Raw genomic sequence first — 16,250 nt, forward strand, 5'->3', positions numbered from 1 at the left:
GGACTTACGCATGTATCAGCTCTCCGAGGCGGAACCCGCCGGTTGGTTATCTGCCTTTTCGCGCGAAAGCAGCGAACGGGCAAGCACTATCAAAACGCCGATGGAAATGGCCGCATCGGCAAGGTTGAAGATCATGAAGGGACGAAATTCGCCGAAATGGAGGTCGGCATAGTCGGCGACATAGCCCAGCCGCACACGGTCGACGATGTTGCCGAGCGCCCCGCCCAGCACCGCACCGAGAGCAAGGATATCCGCCTTCGCCGTCTCGCGCAGGATCCAGTAGACCACGCCGCAGGCGATCAGCGCGGTGACTGCGACGAGGATCCAGCGCCCGGTTTCTCCCTCGGCCGTGAACAGCCCGAGCGAAATACCCCGGTTCTCTGCCCAGGTCAGGCGGAAGAAAGGCAGGATATCGATCTGCTGCAGGAACCGGTCTCGCAGCGCGAGCGGGCCCATGACGAGCCACTTCAGCGCCTGATCAGCGATGAAGATGACGGCGGCGATCAGGAAGCCGAGGCGGCGGGGGCGATTCATCAAAGCCCGCCCCCGGTATCGTCATCCTGAACGTGTTTCAGGATCCATTTCGCCGCGCGCACCAAAGCGTTGTTGGGCATGTGAACGGTGCCGTTGCGCCCATTCCGAGAGTGCCGAACGCGCGGCCCGATGGATGCTGAAACAAGTTCAGCATGACGAGCTTGGCGGAGAGGCAGCGTTACCCTCATGCCGCGTCCATGCCCGCGACGACGTTATCGCAACGTGAACAGAGATCGCCGTCCTCGGCGACATCGGGCAGGTGCCGCCAGCAGCGGCCGCATTTGTGGTGGTTAGAGATGAATCCAGCAATCAAGGATCCGCCATAGGAATATGGTGTCTCTGGATCGTCAGGATTGGTGCTGATGACCGTAAATCCGTTTGTCGGTTTGCTCACTGTCACTGAAGCACACAAAAGGACTTCAGCAAGATCCACATTCTTCAAAACATCGAAGTTTTCACTCTTCGCAGGCTCGATCCGCAGATCGGCGATAAGACTTGAGCCAATTTCCTTCGACCTTCGCATCGGCTCAAGCACATTGAATGCCTGTTCTCGAACAGAGCGGATCAGTCTCCATGTCTGGAGAAGGGCATCATTATCCCAATTGGCATCAACTTCCGGCCATTCAAGTAGGTGGACGCTACCCGCATCCGGGAACCGAGTCCCCCAAACCTCTTCCGAGGTAAACACCAGCACCGGCGCAGCGTAGCGGACGAGCGCATGGAACAGCATGTCCAGCACCGTGCGATAGGCCATCCGCTTGGGATCGGTCGCCGCGTCGCAATAGAGCGAGTCCTTGCGGATATCGAAGAAGAACGCCGACAGATCCTCGTTGCAGAAGTCAGTCAGCGCGCGCACGTAAGTGTTGAAATCGAAGTCCGCCACCGCTTGCTTCAATGTCGCGTCCAGCTTGGCCAGCAGCGCCAGCACATAGCGTTCCAGCTCGGGCATGGCCTCCACGCCCACCTTCTCGGCCTCGCTGAACTCGTCCAGCGCGCCCAGCAGGTAGCGGAAGGTGTTGCGCAGCTTGCGGTACTGGTCGGCCACGCCCTTGAGGATCTCGTCACCGATGCGGTGGTCCTCGGTATAGTCGACCGACAGCGCCCACAGCCGGATGATGTCCGCGCCGTTGGTTTCCATCACCTTCAGCGGGCTGATCGTGTTGCCGAGCGACTTGGACATTTTCATGCCCTTGGCGTCCATGGTGAAGCCGTGAGTCAGCACCGCATTGTACGGCGCGCGGCCGCGCGTACCGCAGCTTTGCAGCAGGCTCGACTGGAACCAGCCGCGATGCTGGTCGCTGCCTTCAAGGTAGAGGTCGGCGGGCCATTGCATCCCCGGCCAGCGCCCGCTTTCGAGCACGAACGAATGGGTGCAGCCCGAATCGAACCACACGTCGAGAATGTCGGTGACGCGCTCGAAATCGTCGGCGATGTAATCCGCGCCGAGGTATTCCTGCGCGCGTTCCTCGGTCCAGGCATCGACGCCCGCTTCGCGCACGCCGGCGATGATCCGCGCGTTGACCGCCGGATCGCAGAGGTACTGGCCGGTCTTGCGATTGACGAACAGCGTGATCGGCACGCCCCAAGCACGCTGGCGGCTCAGCACCCAGTCCGGGCGGCCTTCGACCATCGAGCGGATGCGGTTCTCCCCCTTGGCGGGGACCCAGCGGGTGTCGGTGATGGCCTTGAGCGCGAGGTCACGCAGCGTTTCGCCTTCGCCCTGCTCGGCGCGGATGCCGGCTTCGGTGGCGCAGAGCGCAGCTTGCCGGTCGACCTTCTTGTCCATCGGCACGAACCACTGCGGGGTGCAGCGGAAGATCACCTTGGCCTTGGACCGCCACGAATGCGGGTAGCTATGCTTGTAGTCGGCCGAGGCGGCGAGCAGTCCGCCGGCTTCGCGAAGCGCGGTGCAGATCGGGCCGTCGGGCGCGTTGAACTTCGGGTTGATGACCGAACCCTCGCCGCCGAGCCATGCCCAGTCTTCGCGGTACTTGCCATCGCCCTCGACCGCGAAGACCGGCTCGATCCCGTTGGCCTTGCACAGCAGGAAGTCGTCCTCGCCGTGGTCGGGCGCCATATGGACGAGGCCGGTGCCGCTTTCGGTGGTGACGAAGTCGCCGGGCAGGAACGGACGCGGCTTGGCGAAGAAGCCGCCGAGCGCGTGCATCGGGTGGCGGGCGATGGTTCCGGCGAGGTCGGAGCCTTTGATGCGGGACTCAACGACCAATTCAAACTTCGCGTCGGGCGAACCGTACTGACCCAATTCAAGCTGCTTCAGCATTCCGTTCACGCGAGCGACGAAGCTGCTGACCAATTCTGAAGCAATCAGCACCGGGCGAACAAAGAACTCATTGAACGTGGGTGAGGTCACAATGCACTGCATCGCTTCATCGGACACGTTCACGAAAGCGGGCATGCCGAGGACGTATTCAATCTCAGGCCCATAGGCGATTGCCTGATTGACTGGGATTGTCCACGGCGTGGTTGTCCAGATCACGGCAAAGGCGCCACCAAGCTCCTCAATTGGGCTCTCATCAATCTGAAACGCCACGTCGATCTGCGTCGAGACGATATCCTCGTACTCGACCTCGGCCTCGGCCAGCGCGGTCTTTTCGACCGGCGACCACATCACCGGCTTGGCGCCGCGATAGAGCTGGCCCGACTCCGCAAACTTCATCAGTTCCGAAACGATGGTCGCCTCGGCCTGGAAATCCATGGTCAGATAGGGATTGTCCCAATCGCCATTGATGCCGAGCCGCTTGAGCTGTTCGCGCTGGGTATCGACCCAGTGCTGGGCATAGGCGCGGCATTCGGCGCGGAATTCGGCGGCCGGAACCTCGTCCTTGTTGAGCTTCTTCTTGCGGTACTGTTCCTCGACCTTCCACTCGATCGGCAGGCCGTGGCAGTCCCAGCCGGGAACATAGGGCGCGTCCTTGCCAGCCAAGCTTTGCGTGCGGACCACCATGTCTTTCAGGATATGGTTAAGCGCGTGGCCGATGTGCATGTCGCCATTGGCATAGGGCGGGCCATCATGAAGGATGAACTTTTCCCGCCCTTCGCGCGCCTCGCGAAGCTGCTGGTAAATGCCCTCGTCCTGCCAGCGCGACAGGATGCCGGGCTCCTTTTGCGGAAGGCCGGCCTTCATGGGGAAATCGGTCTTCGGCAGGAAGACGGTGTCTCTAAAGTCGCGCTTGTCAGTCATACGCGGCGGGCCTTAGCGGGCGAGGCACGGTTTCGCAATTTCTGGTTCGCGCAAAGGCCGCAAAGATCGCGAAGAAGGAAAGAAGCAAAGGGATTTCTCGCGCAGAGACCGCAAAGGGCGCAGAGAGGTTATGCGCCGAAGGCTATCGAAGCAGTCTGGCGAGAGCTTGCCTGCCTGAAGGGCGGCTTCGCCGCAAAAGCAACACTCTTTGCACTCTTTGCGGCCTTTGCGCGAACCCCTTCTACTCCCGCGCCTTGCGCCGTGCGGCGAGTGCTTCGGCCAGCGCCTGATCCTGATCGGGGCGGCGCTTGTTGTAGGCGGGGCGCAGCGCCGGGCCGATGGCGTAGATGTCATCCACCCAGACCGTGCCGACAAAGCTCGCCGGCACCTTGCCGATCTGTTCGGGCAGGTCGAGCCCGGTTCCGGCGTGCTCCTGACCATAAGGTCCGGTCAGCAGGATCCGCGCGCCCGCTTCCTTCATGCGGTTCTGCGTCTTGTTCGGCCAGCCGGCGAAGGCCCACTGGTAATTGAGCGGGACCATCAGCGTGCCGCCCTTGCAGCTTTCCGGCACCTTGGTCAGCCAGCCTTGCAGCAGGTAATCCTTGCTGCACTGTTTTGCGCCCTCGGCACTGAAGGCCCAGGCGCCGGGGAAGGCCTTGCGGAAGCGATCGACCTGCGCCGGGGCGCCCTGAAAACCGTCGCCGCGCTTCACCACGTCGCGGCCCGCATCCTTCAGCGTGGCGATCAGCAGGTCGGCTTCGGCCGGGTCCTTCGACTTGAGGTTGTAAAGCAGCGCCGTATCGGGAACGAAGGCCAGCGTATCGGTGAGCAGCGGCATCTTGCCGACGCCTTGACCGCGAAACGGGAAAGTCTTTCCGCCGTCCGCCGTATAGCCATAGCCGATGTCGAGCGCCTTCAGTTCCGCCCAGGTGTGCCCGCGCACCTCGCCTTTGCCATTGGTGCGGCAATCGAGCGTCCAGTCATGGAACAGCACGATGTAGCGATCCTTGGTGGGGGCAACATCAATGCGGATCATCTGCGCGCCGAGCCGGCCCGCCTGTGTGATGCCTTCGATCGTGTCCTCAAGGAAATCGTGCACCGGCTTTTCGATGCGGGTGGCTGTGCAGCTTTCGTCGGTGACGCCGGAATGATCGAACTGCTGCATCGTGCCGCGATGGGCGAGCAGCTTGACGTAGCCCGGCGGGCCTTTGACCATCCAGCTGGCATTGACCACGGTGAGCACCAGCAGCAGCACCGCGAGCGCGAGGCCCACGCGTTTCAGCCAGACGATGGTGCGGTTCTGCGGCGGCGGCAGGTCATCGTCCGCGTCTTCGTAGTCGCTCAAAGTTCAGCCCCCAGAACCTCTTTAGCCAGGGCGCAATCGCGCGCCATCTGGTCCTTCAGAGATTCAAGGCTGGAGAATTTTTCCTCTCCCCGCAAGAACTTGTGGAACGCGACTTCGATTTCCTGGCCATAAAGGTCTTCGGCAAAATCGAAGAAGTGCGGCTCCAGCAGCTCCTTGGGCGGATCGAAAGTCGGCCGCACACCAAGGTTCGCCGCGCCTTTCAGCACGCGGCCATCGGGCAGGTGGCCGGTGACGGCGTAGATGCCGTAGCGCGGGCGCAGGTAGTTGCCCATGTCGATATTGGCGGTGGGAAAGCCAAGCAGCCGCCCGTTCTTGTCGCCATGCTGGACCGCCCCGCGCACTGCGAAAGGCCGGGTCAGCAGCCGCGTGGCTTCTTCGCAGTTGCCAACGCGAAGGGCGGTGCGGATGCGGCTGGATGAGACCGGCCCATCGCCATCCGTCACCGCGCCGACGGTGCGCGCGGGCAGGCCATATTCGGCAAAGGTTGCGGCGGTCCCGCCGCGTCCCTGCCCGAAAGTGAAATCCTCGCCGGTGACGACTCCAGCGGCACCGAGATGACCGGCGAGCAAGCCGGCGGCAAAATCCTGCGCGGACATTCCGGCCAGCGCGCCATCGAAGTGGAACACCAGCATGGCATCGGCCCCGAACTCGGCAAAAAGCCGTTCGCGCTGGTCGAGCGTGGTCAGGCGGAAGGGCTCGGCCTGCGGGCGGAAGTAGCGCATGGGATGCGGATCGAATGTAGCGACGATGCAGGGGCGTTGCTCTGCGCGCGCCCAACGCAGCGCCTCGCCGACCACGGCCTGATGGCCAAGGTGGAACCCGTCGAAATTGCCCAGCGCCAGGATCGCGCCGCGCAGGGTTTCGGGCATGGATTCGCGGTGATCTAGCCGGATCATGGCGCGGCTATAGGCCCCGCTTGAGCGTGACGAAAGCATGGGCAGGCTTGCCATCCGCAGCGGCGTGATCCTCGCGGGCGACCTCGTGCCATTCGGCCCCAAGCGGCGGCATCACCGTGTCGCCTGCATATTCGCCTGCAATTTCCGTCAGTTCGATCCAATCGGCAAGCGGCAGGAACAGGCCGTAGATTTCCGCCCCGCCGATCACCGCGACTGCTTCATCGCCGGCCAGTTCCAGCGCCTCGCCCACCGAATGGGCCACCTCAGTCCCATGCGCCTGCCAGTTCCGGTCGCGGGTCAGCACGATGTGGCGGCGGCCGGGGAGCGGCGCGGGGAACGAATCAAAGGTCTTGCGCCCCATGATCATCGCCTTGCCCATGGTCAGCGCCTTGAAGCGTTTCAGGTCCGCAGGAAGGTGCCAGGGCAACTGGCCCTTGTTGCCGATCACGCCATTTTCGGCGCGGGCATAGATCAGGAAAACCTCTGCGCTCATCGCGGTGCGCGATTCGAACAAACCTTCGTCATTCCCGCGCAGGCGGAAACCCATCTCCTGACCTTGCGCCGATTTGCACCGGCCGGAGATGGATCCCCGCCTGCGCGGGGATGACGAATGAAAGGGTATGCGAAATGCTGATGCGACGCCATCAGAGGATCAGCCGCGTAACGTGGCCCATCTTGCGGCCGGGGCGGGCGGCGGCCTTGCCGTAAAGGTGCAGGTGGTTCGCCGGGTCAGAGAGGATCTGCGCCCAGTCGTGCACCTCGTCGCCAATCAGGTTGTTCATCACCACGCCTTTGGCGGCGAGGTGGCAATCGCCCAGCGGCAGACCGCAGATCGCGCGCACGTGATTCTCGAACTGACTGGTGATCGCGCCTTCGATGGTCCAGTGCCCCGAATTGTGCACACGCGGGGCCATCTCGTTGAAAACAGGGCCTTTTTCTGTGGCGAAGAACTCCAGCGTCAGGACGCCGACATAGCCCAGCGCCTCAGCCACCTTGGCGGCCAGAGCGCGTGCTTCATCAACTTGGTCCTGAACAAGGGCAGAGCCCGGAATGGTCGAAACCGAGAGAATGCCGCCCTTGTGGACGTTCTCGGGCGTGTCCCAGAAGCGGATATCGCCATCCGCGCCGCGGCACATCAGGACCGAGAATTCGGCGCGGAAATCGACGAAGCCTTCGTAGACCAGCGCGGCTGCCGGCAGGTCCAGTCCTTCGGCATCGGCGGGTGTCATGATCCGCCACTGGCCCTTGCCGTCATAGCCGTCGCGCCGGGTCTTGAGGATGCCGGGTGTGCCGATGCGGGCGATTGCGGCATCCAGATCAGCACGCGAATCGACCGCCGCCCACGGCGCGGGTCGTCCGCCCAGCGCCTCGACGAAAGTCTTCTCGTCCACCCGGTCCTGTGCGGTTTCCAGCGCGCGGGGATGGGCCAGCAACTTGTCCGCCAGCGGCGCAAGCGGGGCGACGGGCACGTTCTCGAACTCGTAGGTAATCACCGCGCAGTCAGCAGCAAAGCGGGCCAGCGCCTCGGCATCGTCCCAGGCTGCGCAGGTGAAACCGCCGCAGACTTCGGCGGCGATCGATTCGGGTTCGGGAGCGTAGACGTGGCAGCGGTAGCCCAGTTGTGCAGCGGCCATTGCGATCATCCGGCCCAGCTGGCCGCCGCCCAGGATGCCGATGGTTTCGCCGGGTGGGATCATCTTGCTTACGAGGGCCGCTGCGCCACGCCGTCGCTCTGCGCGGCGCGGTAGGCCTTTAGGCGTTCGGTCAGCGCCGGGTCGTTACCTGCAAGGATCGCGGCAGCGAGCAGGCCGGCGTTGGTCGCGCCCGCCTCGCCGATGGCCAGCGTGCCGACCGGGATTCCGGCGGGCATCTGGACGATCGACAGCAGGCTGTCCTGCCCGGAAAGCGCGCGGCTTTGCACCGGCACGCCCAGCACCGGCAGGTGCGTCATCGAGGCGACCATGCCCGGCAGGTGCGCCGCGCCGCCTGCGCCGGCGATGATCACCTTGAAGCCCTCGGCCTCAGCACCCTTGGCAAAGGCGACAAGCCGGTCAGGCGTGCGGTGGGCCGAGACAATGCGGACGTCGTGGGCAACGCCCAGCTTGTCCAGCGCATCGGCGGCACACTTCATCGTCGGCCAGTCGGACTGGCTGCCCATGACGATTGCGACAAGAGCGTTCATCTCAGCGATCCGCCAGATAGTAGCGCTCGGTGGCCTTCAGCTCGTCATCAAGTTCATAGACGATCGGCTGGCCAGTCGGGATTTCGAGGCTGGTGATGTCTTCATCCGAAATGCCCGAGAGGTGCTTGACCAGCGCGCGCAGGCTGTTGCCATGGGCGGAAACCAGCACGGTCGATCCGGCGCGCAGGTGCGGCACGATCGACGATTCGTAATAGGGCAGGACGCGGGCGATCGTGTCCTTCAGACTCTCAGTCGATGGAATCGCGATGCCGGCATAGCGCAGGTCACGGGCCAGATCGAACTCGCTGCCGGCTTCGAGCACAGGCGGCGGAATGTCGAACGAACGGCGCCAGATCTTGACCTGTTCATCGCCGTGCTTCGCCGCCGTCTCGGCCTTGTCGAGCCCGGTGAGGCCGCCATAATGCCGCTCGTTCAGCCGCCAGTCCTTCGTCTCCGGGATCCACAGCCGGCCCATGGCTTCGAGTGCGAAGTGCAGCGTGCGGATCGCGCGGGTCTGGAAAGACGTGAAGGCGATGTCGGGCAGCATGCCCTTTTCCGCGAGGAGCCGGCCAGCGGCGCGGGCCTCTTCCTCACCCTTTTCAGTCAGGTCGACGTCCCACCAGCCGGTGAAGCGGTTTTCCAGGTTCCACTGGCTCTGGCCGTGGCGAACGAGAATCAGGCGCGGCACCGTGCAAACTCCCTCAAAGCGCAAGGAAGCGCCGCCCCTAGCGGTTGGGGTCCGGTTTGGAAAGGGGCGGATCGCTGATGGATTCGCGGGCGCGGCCTTGCGCCTTACGCCGCCTAAGATTCTCGCGCAGTTGAGCGGCAAGGCGGTCTTCTCGGGTGCTGGGTGTCTCTTTTTCACTCATCTCTGCTGATTTCTTGCCTGAAATGCCGCGGGGCTCAAGCCGTCCTTGACATTGCCGGCCCGCGCGGACAATAGCGCCCGCCTGTCCGGCGGCCCTTGGGGCTCGCGGGACGGCGAAGAAATGGTTGGCTGCTGTAGCTCAGTGGTAGAGCGCATCCTTGGTAAGGCTGAGGTCGGGAGTTCAATCCTCCCCAGCAGCACCATTTCACTGTCTTTTGTGCGGGATTTGAGATCCCGGCACATGGCCAGTCTCAAACCCGCGCAGTTCTGCGCCTCTGCAGGCTCAAGTGATTCGGCCTCAGGACAGAGACTCCAACATCAACGCGAAATCTGGGCCTGAACTGGGCGCAGTTCTCTAATGGCCATTTTTGTGTCCTGTGGTGGTTCTACGGGCAGTAAGGTGAGTCTAGGTTGTTCAGATGAAGCCAAACATCCGCCGCTGATCGTTCCAATCGACCGGAAGCTCGCTGCAGCGCAGCAGCGTGCGGGCAGTGAGCTCGATCGGCTGACGGCCTTCGACAATCGCTATGGTGATGTCGGGTGCCAGAAAGCGGAGCCGCGCCAGGCGGACGAGATGGCTTCGCTCGACCGGGTTAGTTGACCGAGATTCGGTATTTAATTTCTTCCATGCGGCCCAACTGCGACGGATCAGATCGACGAGATGAGGGTCGCGATTGGCTGGCCGCGAATCAGGTGCCGCGTAGACCAACCTGAGTTCAATTCCCCGCCGCTTGAGTGATACCGGTGTGACCAGTACGATGGGGTCAGGATGGGGATCAGCCGGACCGTCCATCCTAATCGCAGAAGCGAGGTGGCTTCGACTGAGTTCGATCTTGAGGGCTAACGTGTCGATCGAAATCTTGGCGTCCAGCAGGTCCAGCGTTTGGCGCAAAGATGTCATGTTACCGGGACTAGGGACTAAGTGAGCTGCCTGAGATATAGCAACGTCTGTCAGGCCCATTGAACCCAGCTCGCTGCTGATGCTGACCGGATCGGTCAGGAAGCCGGACAGGGACTGTTGAACCATTGCATCAATATCGCCCGCAGGCAGGCGCCAGTCCTTGTCATTCTCTCGGGTGCTGCTGACATAGTAGCTGTAGCGCTTGCCATGCTTCTTGCCGTGGGTGCTGAAGAGGCGCTGACCTCCGGCGCCGAAGATCCGGCCAGCCAGTGGGCTTACATAACCCGTGCGAGGCCGCTTCGATGCGGTGTTCAGGCGAGCTTGAACTTCGTCCCAGAGCTGACAGTCAATGATCGGATCGTGTTCGCCGGGATGGATCTGGCCCTTGTGGCTGACTTCACCCAGATAGATGCGGTTAGCCAGGATGTGCCGCAATCCGCCGGGGCGGAATGGCGTTCCCCCAAATGCGCGACCTGTGCGGGTCATTCGCTGTTTCGAGCGAACACCCCGCTTCGCGAGATCGTCCGCAAGTGCATCAAGCGATGCGGCAACCAGGTACCGCGAAAAGATCAAACGGACCATCCCAGCCTCTTCAGCATTGATGACAAGTTTGCGGTCAACGACATCATAACCGATCGGTATCGGGCCGCCCATCCACATGCCCTTGCGTTTCGATGCAGCGATCTTGTCGCGGATGCGCTCGCCTGTAACTTCCCGTTCAAACTGCGCAAACGAGAGCAAGACATTGAGCGTCAGCCGACCCATCGAATTGGTCGTGTTGAACGCCTGCGTCACACTCACAAAGCTGGCACCCGCATCATCGAGAACTTCGACGATCTTGGCGAAATCGACCAGCCGCCGTGTCAGGCGGTCGACCTTATAGACGACGATGACGTCGACCTTGCCCTCACGCACATCTGCCAACAGTCGCTGCATCGCCGGACGATCCATGGTGCCGCCCGAGATGCCGCCATCATCATATAGGTCTGGTACCAGAGTCCAACCCTCATGTTGTTGAGACATGACATAGGCCGCGCAGGCTTCGCGCTGGGCATCGAGACTGTTGAACGCTTTTTCCAGGCCTTCTTCGGTCGATTTGCGAGTGTAGATCGCGCAGCGCACCGAGCCAGGACTGGTCCTGCTCATGCGTTGGTTGCTCGCTTGAGTCCAAAGAAGCGCGGACCCGACCATCGCGCTCCGGTGATGTGACGGGCTATCATCGACAGCGAACGCCAGGTTTTGCCGCCAAACGTGAACCCATCTGCAGTTATCAGCACGGTGTACATGGTTCCATTCCACTCACGCATCAGTCGGGTTCCCGGCTTCAGCCTCAGTGGTGGCTCCGGCATCGCAGAGGTTTCATGGGCCGCCACGGTCTCAAGCCGTTTGCGCAGCACCTGCGGTAGGCCGCCGAACTTGCGCTCCTGCCGATCATGGGCCAGCGCCCTGCGCAAAAGCGAGGTTGCCACGTCTGGCATCGGCGTAGCGAATGTGTCAGCCCACGCCGATGCCAAAGTGTCGCCATTTAGTGCAGCAATCCGTTGAAGGTCGGTTGCCAGCCAGCCCATCAGCCAGCTCCGCCTTCGATGCGATAGCGGCGAACGCCGTCAAGCTTTTCGCTTGTGACAATGTGGCCTTTCTTCTTGAGCCCCGTGAGCGCTGCCCGGGTGGTGTGTGGTTGCCAGCCAGTGCTTGCAAACAACTCATCCAGCGTTGCGCCTGCCGCACAGGTCAGCATCGTCACAATCTGGTCGATTTTGGTCGTGCGCTTCGGTTTGACGCAGACAGCATTGGCCTTTGGTTTACGTGCCATCTTGCGCGGGCGCGTGGTGGCGGGCTTTGTCTCATGAGTCGTGTCCATGGGTGGTTCTCCGGTTCGGTGCAGCAGGCATTGCTGCTCCCACCACCCAAGGCCCTGCCGATTTGCTCGGTCAGGGCAAAAGCACCGCAAGCGGACCGCAATCCGGTGACAGCACCAATGCTTGGTATTTACAGGAAGTCCAATGGAATGTCGGCTCTGTCGGACGATCCGGAATGGCGCCTTCGGCAAAGGGCGTGGCGATAAGCCGCCGTTCCAGCGGCTTATCGCCATTATGAGCTTTGCGCCCCAAATTCGGTTTTTCGAGGGATTTCGAACGAATCCCAAAAGCAGATAAGATCGCCAGTTATCGAGGCCGCCGCTGCCGCGTCACCTGCGCTCCTGCCGCGAGCAAACGCGGGATCAGCAATTTGCCCTGATTGCCATTGGCGGCAGTAACCAAAATCATGCGGCAATCCTCCGAGCCGATAGAGGTTGGTAAAGCCCCGATTCCGCTACGCGGAGCAAACTGGAATTCGGTGCGGTTGTGGAGAGGGGCAACGCTGCATCGGCATGGGTAACCTCGGCGAAGATAATCCCGCTTGCATGCCAGCCCTGTCGTTCCTGGAAGGCATCGACGAGCATCAGTTCTGTCAAGCCGAGGCCCGTCTCCTGAGACAATATATGCTGGCGCTCGGTCATCAGGGCGGCAAGGTCACTCGATGCCCCGCCGTCGAGAAACTCGATATAGAGCAAACTGCGTTCCTGCCTTGCGAGCAAACCCGGCTGTCCTTCGATCGGGCGGTAGAAAAAGGCATGCGCTGGCAGAGCGAGCGCTGTCGTTCTTGGCAGGAGGGGGGTGCCTTCTTTGCTCTTCCGATCGTCGGCAAAAGTTTGCGGATCGCGAACTTCATAGAGCGCGAGATAGGCGTAATTGCCCGGCCCCGAACCGGTGATTTTGCCGAAACGCTGAGCGGAAAGTGCGTCCTTGCAGGCCAGACAGTCATCGAGATGCTGTTCTTCATACCAGCGGTTCAGCTCGTCATCCCTACCCGGCATGGCATTGGCTTGTACGACAAAGAACGGATTGGCCATTGCGCTCCCTTTCCGTTGATTACTGCCGTCACAGGTGGTGGTGGCGCCCAGCGAGCTTGCGGTATTTTGCGCCTTGCGTCTAAGTGCAGCACGATTGGAGGGCAAGGCAGTGAGTGAACGGATCCGGCAGCCGCGGCAGAGCCGCAGCCAGGAATCGATGATCCGGATCCTCGATGCGTTCGAAAAGTTGCTCCGCAAGGACGACTACGAAGCCATCACAATCAATGACATTGCCCGGGAGTCGGCGACAGGTGCCGGCTCGATCTATGCCCGGTTCGATGGCAAGCAATCGATCCTGCTGGCGCTTCACGCGCGGGCCAGGGAACGGGCGCGGCGGTACTTCCATGCGCTCTTCAATCCTGAAGCCAAGTCCGATGAGAGCCTTGAGGCAGGTGTCGAGCGGATCGTGCGGGGCATGCTGGCCTGGCACAAACGCAACCGCAGCATCATCAAGACTTCGTTGCTGCTCAATGACGCGGATATCTACCGTGCCATTTCCAATTCTTTCCATCCATGGAACGAGCGTCTGGCGCTGCTCTTGTTGGCGAGGGATGGACGGATTGCCTCGGCGGACGCCGCGAAGGCGGCTTCGGCCATCCTGCAGATTACCACGGCGGCCTTGCAGCAATGGGTGATCTTCGGAGCCATCTCGCCCATTGGCGCTGACCTCTCGGAAGAGGATCTGGTGACGGCAATGGTGGCGGCTTGTCTGGGACAAGTGAACCCGCTCCGCAGCTGAAACACGGCGGGATCGGCGACCGAGTCGCGAGCCGCGGTTTCATGATCATCACGCAGCCGGCGACCGGCATTCGGTGAGGCGACGGCTGTCACGTTGCTGGTTTTTGCCCGTAGGAATTAATCGAAATCAGAAACTTGCGGACCTTCGCGCTCCGCATTTTCTGCGTGAGTGGCGAGGCTGAGAACGGGCCTTGACAACGGGATGCTCTCCGGGCAGATTTGTAATCAGATTACAAATAAGAAGTTTGGGAGAAGCAGCGCAAGCCCATGGCCGGCGAGTGTCCTTAGGGACGCAGGACCGGACAGGAGCGCAAGTCTGCAAAGTGTTCTCGCAAACTTTCGGTCAATCGCTGGTCTGGTTGTCATGACCGATGGCGAGGGAATGTTGCGGGGAACTGGAAATGCAGAGCGTCAATTCAGGAAGCGAAATCGCCGTCGGCATTTTTGCCGGACCGGTCCGCGGCCTGAAGTATCGCTCGCCATCACTGTGCGGCACCACCAACGAGCGGGGCGAATTTTCCTATCGTATAGGGGAGGCCGTCACCTTCTACGTCGGGGGGCTCGTGATCGGGTCGGTTGCGGGCGCGCCGCGCGTCAATCTCGCCCAACTGGTGCCCATCGTCGATGGCAAGATCGACCGCCTGCACATTCCCGTCGTCACCAATCTCGCGCGGCTGGTGCTAACGCTGGACCGGACTGGTGAGATTGAAGGCGGGGTAACGATTGCTCCCGCCGTGCAGGATCTGGTCGGGCCCGGGTTCATCAACTTCAACCAGCCGGAAGACAAGTTCGTTGCCGATCCGGCAGTGGTCAGCCTGCTTGAAAATCTGAACGCCGCGCCGGATGCCTTTGCCGCAAACCGGCCGCGCCAGCTGTGTCATGGAGCGACCGCCCGCAATGAACTGCGCCGGAATATGCGCGGCATCGTCAAGATGACCGACGTCCGCGTGCCAATGCGCGACGGCACCTACGTCTGCGCCGATGTCTTTCGTCCGGCTGAGGACGGAAACTACCCGGTGATCATGGCCAAGGGCTTTTACGGCAAGGCCTTCTACCACGAATGCATCTGCAATGATGAGGAAGCGCTTGAGAAGGAGGTGCTTGAGGATCGCTACTTCTCGGGCAACCCCGATGGCTTGCAGTACGAAAACCACGAAAGCGTCGATACTGCGGTGTGGGTGCCCAAGGGCTACATCTGCATCCGGGTCGATGCGCGCGGCGTCTGCAACAGCCCCGGCGAGCAGGCTCCGTTCAGCCGACAGGAGGCCGAGGACTATTACGACGCCATCGAATGGGCGGGAACCCAGCCATGGTCGAATGGCAATGTCGGCCTCTGGGGCATGTCCTACCTGGCGATGTCGCAGCACAATGTCGCGAGCCTCCAGCCCTCGCACCTGAAGGCGATGGTGGCACAGGGCACTGACGCCGACATCTATAACGAAGCGCTCTACGGCGGCGGTATCTTCGGCGAAGGGTTCTGGACCTGGTGGCACAAGGCCTGGTCGGGCGGAAACTTTTGCGGAGAACGCCGCGAGACTGACTGGATGGACCGCGTTCTTGCCACGCCGTTCAACGATCCGGAGGCCTACGGACCGACGGGCTCGATCTTCATGGCGCCTGAAATGGACAAGGCTACTGCACCCGTGTGGATCGTCGGTCCGCAGGCCGGTGCAGTGATCCATCAACTTGGCAGCAGCGAGACCTTCATTCGCTCGACCGCGGCAAAGGCCCGGCGGTTTGACTTCACCGACGCCTGGTTTCCGGCATCGTACAGCCAGGCCAGCATTGCCGATCACGAGCGCTGGTTCGACTATTGGCTGAAGGGCATCGACAACGGTGTAACCGACGAAGCCCCAGTCCGCATCCAGCTCCGCACCGGCGACGGCGGCTACCGCCTCGTCGAAGAACAGGAATGGCCGGTTGCGCGGACCGAGTACCGGCGTTGGTATCTCGATGCGACGAAGTCCGATTGGCAGGGTGACGGCCGGCGGACCGACCTGATGCGGATTGCTCAGGACGTGCCGACTGCAGAAGCCAGCGCGAGTTACGATGCCGCGGTTGAACTCGGCCAGCCAATGCTCTCACCGATGGGGCCGGTTGGCGGTCCGCCGCGCTGGAGCACCGGCATCTCCTTCGTCAGCGAACCGATGGCCGAGGACATGGCGCTGATCGGCTACATGAAGGCCGGCCTGTGGGTGTCGTCGACCGCGAGCGACATGGATGTATTCGTTTCGCTGCGGGTGCTCGATGAGGATGGCCGCGAAGTGCGCTTTGACGCACCGATCCACCCCTCGCACCCACTGTTCGCGGCACCAGTGGGGCATGGCTTGCTCAAGGTGTCGCACCGCAAGGTCGATAGCGCGCGCTCAACCGAATACTGGCCGGTCCACACCCATGCCGAAGCGGACCATGCGCCGCTCGCGCCGGGCGAGATTGCGGAGATCGAGCTTGGGCTCAACCCCAGCACCGCGATGATCCGCAAGGGATGCCGGCTCCGCGTCGATATCCAGCCATATGCTCCCGATGGTGCGCCGACCCGCGCATATGACGAGAGCTACCACACCGGGGCGGTGAACACCGTGCACACCGGTCCAGCCCATCCCTGCTTCATCCAGCTGCCGATCGTGCCGCTGGCCCCGCAATCGTGACTTCAAGACCGGAGATCAAGGC

Annotated in this window: 14 protein-coding genes and 1 tRNA gene; 3 read left to right on the forward strand and 12 right to left on the reverse strand. The window is 62.1% G+C overall.

All coding sequences use genetic code 11. The features are described 5' to 3' along the window. Positions 1-15: 15 nt before the first annotated feature. The 8 genes from lspA to gpmA form a co-directional block, all read right to left on the reverse strand. A complete protein-coding gene (lspA, locus tag RMO89_RS11760; RefSeq protein WP_310533289.1) occupies positions 16-534 on the reverse strand; it encodes a signal peptidase II in 519 nt (172 codons plus the stop codon). Positions 535-718: 184 nt separating this feature from the next. Beyond that, positions 719-3,736 (reverse strand): isoleucine--tRNA ligase, encoded by a 3,018-nt coding sequence (ileS, locus tag RMO89_RS11765; RefSeq protein ID WP_310533290.1) that lies wholly within the window; start codon positions 3,734-3,736, stop codon positions 719-721. Between the two features lie 241 nt (positions 3,737-3,977). After that, on the reverse strand, positions 3,978-5,081 hold the full coding sequence (locus RMO89_RS11770; protein WP_310533291.1) for a glycerophosphodiester phosphodiesterase family protein: 1,104 nt from the start codon (positions 5,079-5,081) through the stop codon (positions 3,978-3,980). After that, positions 5,078-5,998, reverse strand: coding sequence for a bifunctional riboflavin kinase/FAD synthetase (locus RMO89_RS11775; protein ID WP_310533292.1), 921 nt, complete (start codon positions 5,996-5,998; stop codon positions 5,078-5,080). Before RMO89_RS11775 ends, RMO89_RS11770 begins: the two co-directional genes overlap by 4 nt. Before the next feature lie 7 nt (positions 5,999-6,005). Then, entirely contained in the window at positions 6,006-6,491 is a 486-nt protein-coding gene (locus tag RMO89_RS11780) for a dihydrofolate reductase (protein ID WP_310533340.1), read from the reverse strand. A gap of 151 nt (positions 6,492-6,642) precedes the next feature. Next, a complete protein-coding gene (locus tag RMO89_RS11785; protein WP_310533293.1) occupies positions 6,643-7,695 on the reverse strand; it encodes a 5-(carboxyamino)imidazole ribonucleotide synthase in 1,053 nt (350 codons plus the stop codon). Between the two features lie 5 nt (positions 7,696-7,700). After that, complete coding sequence (gene purE / locus RMO89_RS11790) at positions 7,701-8,180, reverse strand: 5-(carboxyamino)imidazole ribonucleotide mutase (RefSeq protein ID WP_310533295.1); 480 nt, start codon at positions 8,178-8,180, stop codon at positions 7,701-7,703. A 1-nt stretch (position 8,181) separates the two neighbouring features. Further along, complete coding sequence (gpmA, locus tag RMO89_RS11795; protein ID WP_310533297.1) at positions 8,182-8,868, reverse strand: 2,3-diphosphoglycerate-dependent phosphoglycerate mutase; 687 nt, start codon at positions 8,866-8,868, stop codon at positions 8,182-8,184. 308 nt (positions 8,869-9,176) lie between these two features. On the opposite strand from gpmA, the gene RMO89_RS11800 reads away from it, so the two are divergent. Beyond that, positions 9,177-9,251, forward strand: a tRNA-Thr gene (locus RMO89_RS11800). Positions 9,252-9,463: 212 nt separating this feature from the next. Here RMO89_RS11800 and RMO89_RS11805 read toward each other — a convergent pair. From RMO89_RS11805 to RMO89_RS11820, 4 genes are all read right to left on the reverse strand, one after another. Beyond that, positions 9,464-11,095, reverse strand: a complete 1,632-nt coding sequence (locus RMO89_RS11805; protein ID WP_310533299.1) for a recombinase family protein — start codon at positions 11,093-11,095, stop codon at positions 9,464-9,466. After that, positions 11,092-11,517 (reverse strand): DUF2924 domain-containing protein, encoded by a 426-nt coding sequence (locus tag RMO89_RS11810; RefSeq protein WP_310533301.1) that lies wholly within the window; start codon positions 11,515-11,517, stop codon positions 11,092-11,094. Before RMO89_RS11810 ends, RMO89_RS11805 begins: the two co-directional genes overlap by 4 nt. Continuing rightward, positions 11,517-11,810, reverse strand: coding sequence for a DUF3489 domain-containing protein (locus tag RMO89_RS11815; RefSeq protein ID WP_310533302.1), 294 nt, complete (start codon positions 11,808-11,810; stop codon positions 11,517-11,519). The genes RMO89_RS11810 and RMO89_RS11815 overlap by 1 nt, the downstream gene beginning before the upstream one ends. Before the next feature lie 402 nt (positions 11,811-12,212). Next, positions 12,213-12,842, reverse strand: coding sequence for a hypothetical protein (locus RMO89_RS11820; protein ID WP_310533304.1), 630 nt, complete (start codon positions 12,840-12,842; stop codon positions 12,213-12,215). Between the two features lie 34 nt (positions 12,843-12,876). On the opposite strand from RMO89_RS11820, the gene RMO89_RS11825 reads away from it, so the two are divergent. Beyond that, a complete protein-coding gene (locus RMO89_RS11825) occupies positions 12,877-13,581 on the forward strand; it encodes a helix-turn-helix domain-containing protein (RefSeq protein WP_310533305.1) in 705 nt (234 codons plus the stop codon). Positions 13,582-13,981: 400 nt separating this feature from the next. After that, positions 13,982-16,228 (forward strand): CocE/NonD family hydrolase, encoded by a 2,247-nt coding sequence (locus tag RMO89_RS11830; protein WP_310533306.1) that lies wholly within the window; start codon positions 13,982-13,984, stop codon positions 16,226-16,228. The last annotated feature ends 22 nt before the right edge of the window (positions 16,229-16,250 follow it).

This window comes from Novosphingobium sp. (assembly GCF_031424035.1).
In the GTDB taxonomy this organism is placed as follows: Bacteria; Pseudomonadota; Alphaproteobacteria; order Sphingomonadales; family Sphingomonadaceae; genus Novosphingobium.

What these genes read in the sequence shown, in the direction of transcription:
- RMO89_RS11775 (WP_310533292.1), bottom strand. Translation starts at nt 5,998, where the DNA reads ATGATCCGGCTAGATCACCGCGAATCCATGCCCGAAACCCTGCGCGGC.
- RMO89_RS11805 (WP_310533299.1), bottom strand. Translation starts at nt 11,095, where the DNA reads ATGAGCAGGACCAGTCCTGGCTCGGTGCGCTGCGCGATCTACACTCGC.
- RMO89_RS11815 (WP_310533302.1), bottom strand. Translation starts at nt 11,810, where the DNA reads ATGGACACGACTCATGAGACAAAGCCCGCCACCACGCGCCCGCGCAAG.
- ileS (WP_310533290.1), bottom strand. Translation starts at nt 3,736, where the DNA reads ATGACTGACAAGCGCGACTTTAGAGACACCGTCTTCCTGCCGAAGACC.
- RMO89_RS11820 (WP_310533304.1), bottom strand. Translation starts at nt 12,842, where the DNA reads ATGGCCAATCCGTTCTTTGTCGTACAAGCCAATGCCATGCCGGGTAGG.
- RMO89_RS11780 (WP_310533340.1), bottom strand. Translation starts at nt 6,491, where the DNA reads ATGAGCGCAGAGGTTTTCCTGATCTATGCCCGCGCCGAAAATGGCGTG.
- lspA (WP_310533289.1), bottom strand. Translation starts at nt 534, where the DNA reads ATGAATCGCCCCCGCCGCCTCGGCTTCCTGATCGCCGCCGTCATCTTC.
- RMO89_RS11830 (WP_310533306.1), top strand. Translation starts at nt 13,982, where the DNA reads ATGCAGAGCGTCAATTCAGGAAGCGAAATCGCCGTCGGCATTTTTGCC.
- RMO89_RS11810 (WP_310533301.1), bottom strand. Translation starts at nt 11,517, where the DNA reads ATGGGCTGGCTGGCAACCGACCTTCAACGGATTGCTGCACTAAATGGC.
- purE (WP_310533295.1), bottom strand. Translation starts at nt 8,180, where the DNA reads ATGAACGCTCTTGTCGCAATCGTCATGGGCAGCCAGTCCGACTGGCCG.
- RMO89_RS11785 (WP_310533293.1), bottom strand. Translation starts at nt 7,695, where the DNA reads ATGATCCCACCCGGCGAAACCATCGGCATCCTGGGCGGCGGCCAGCTG.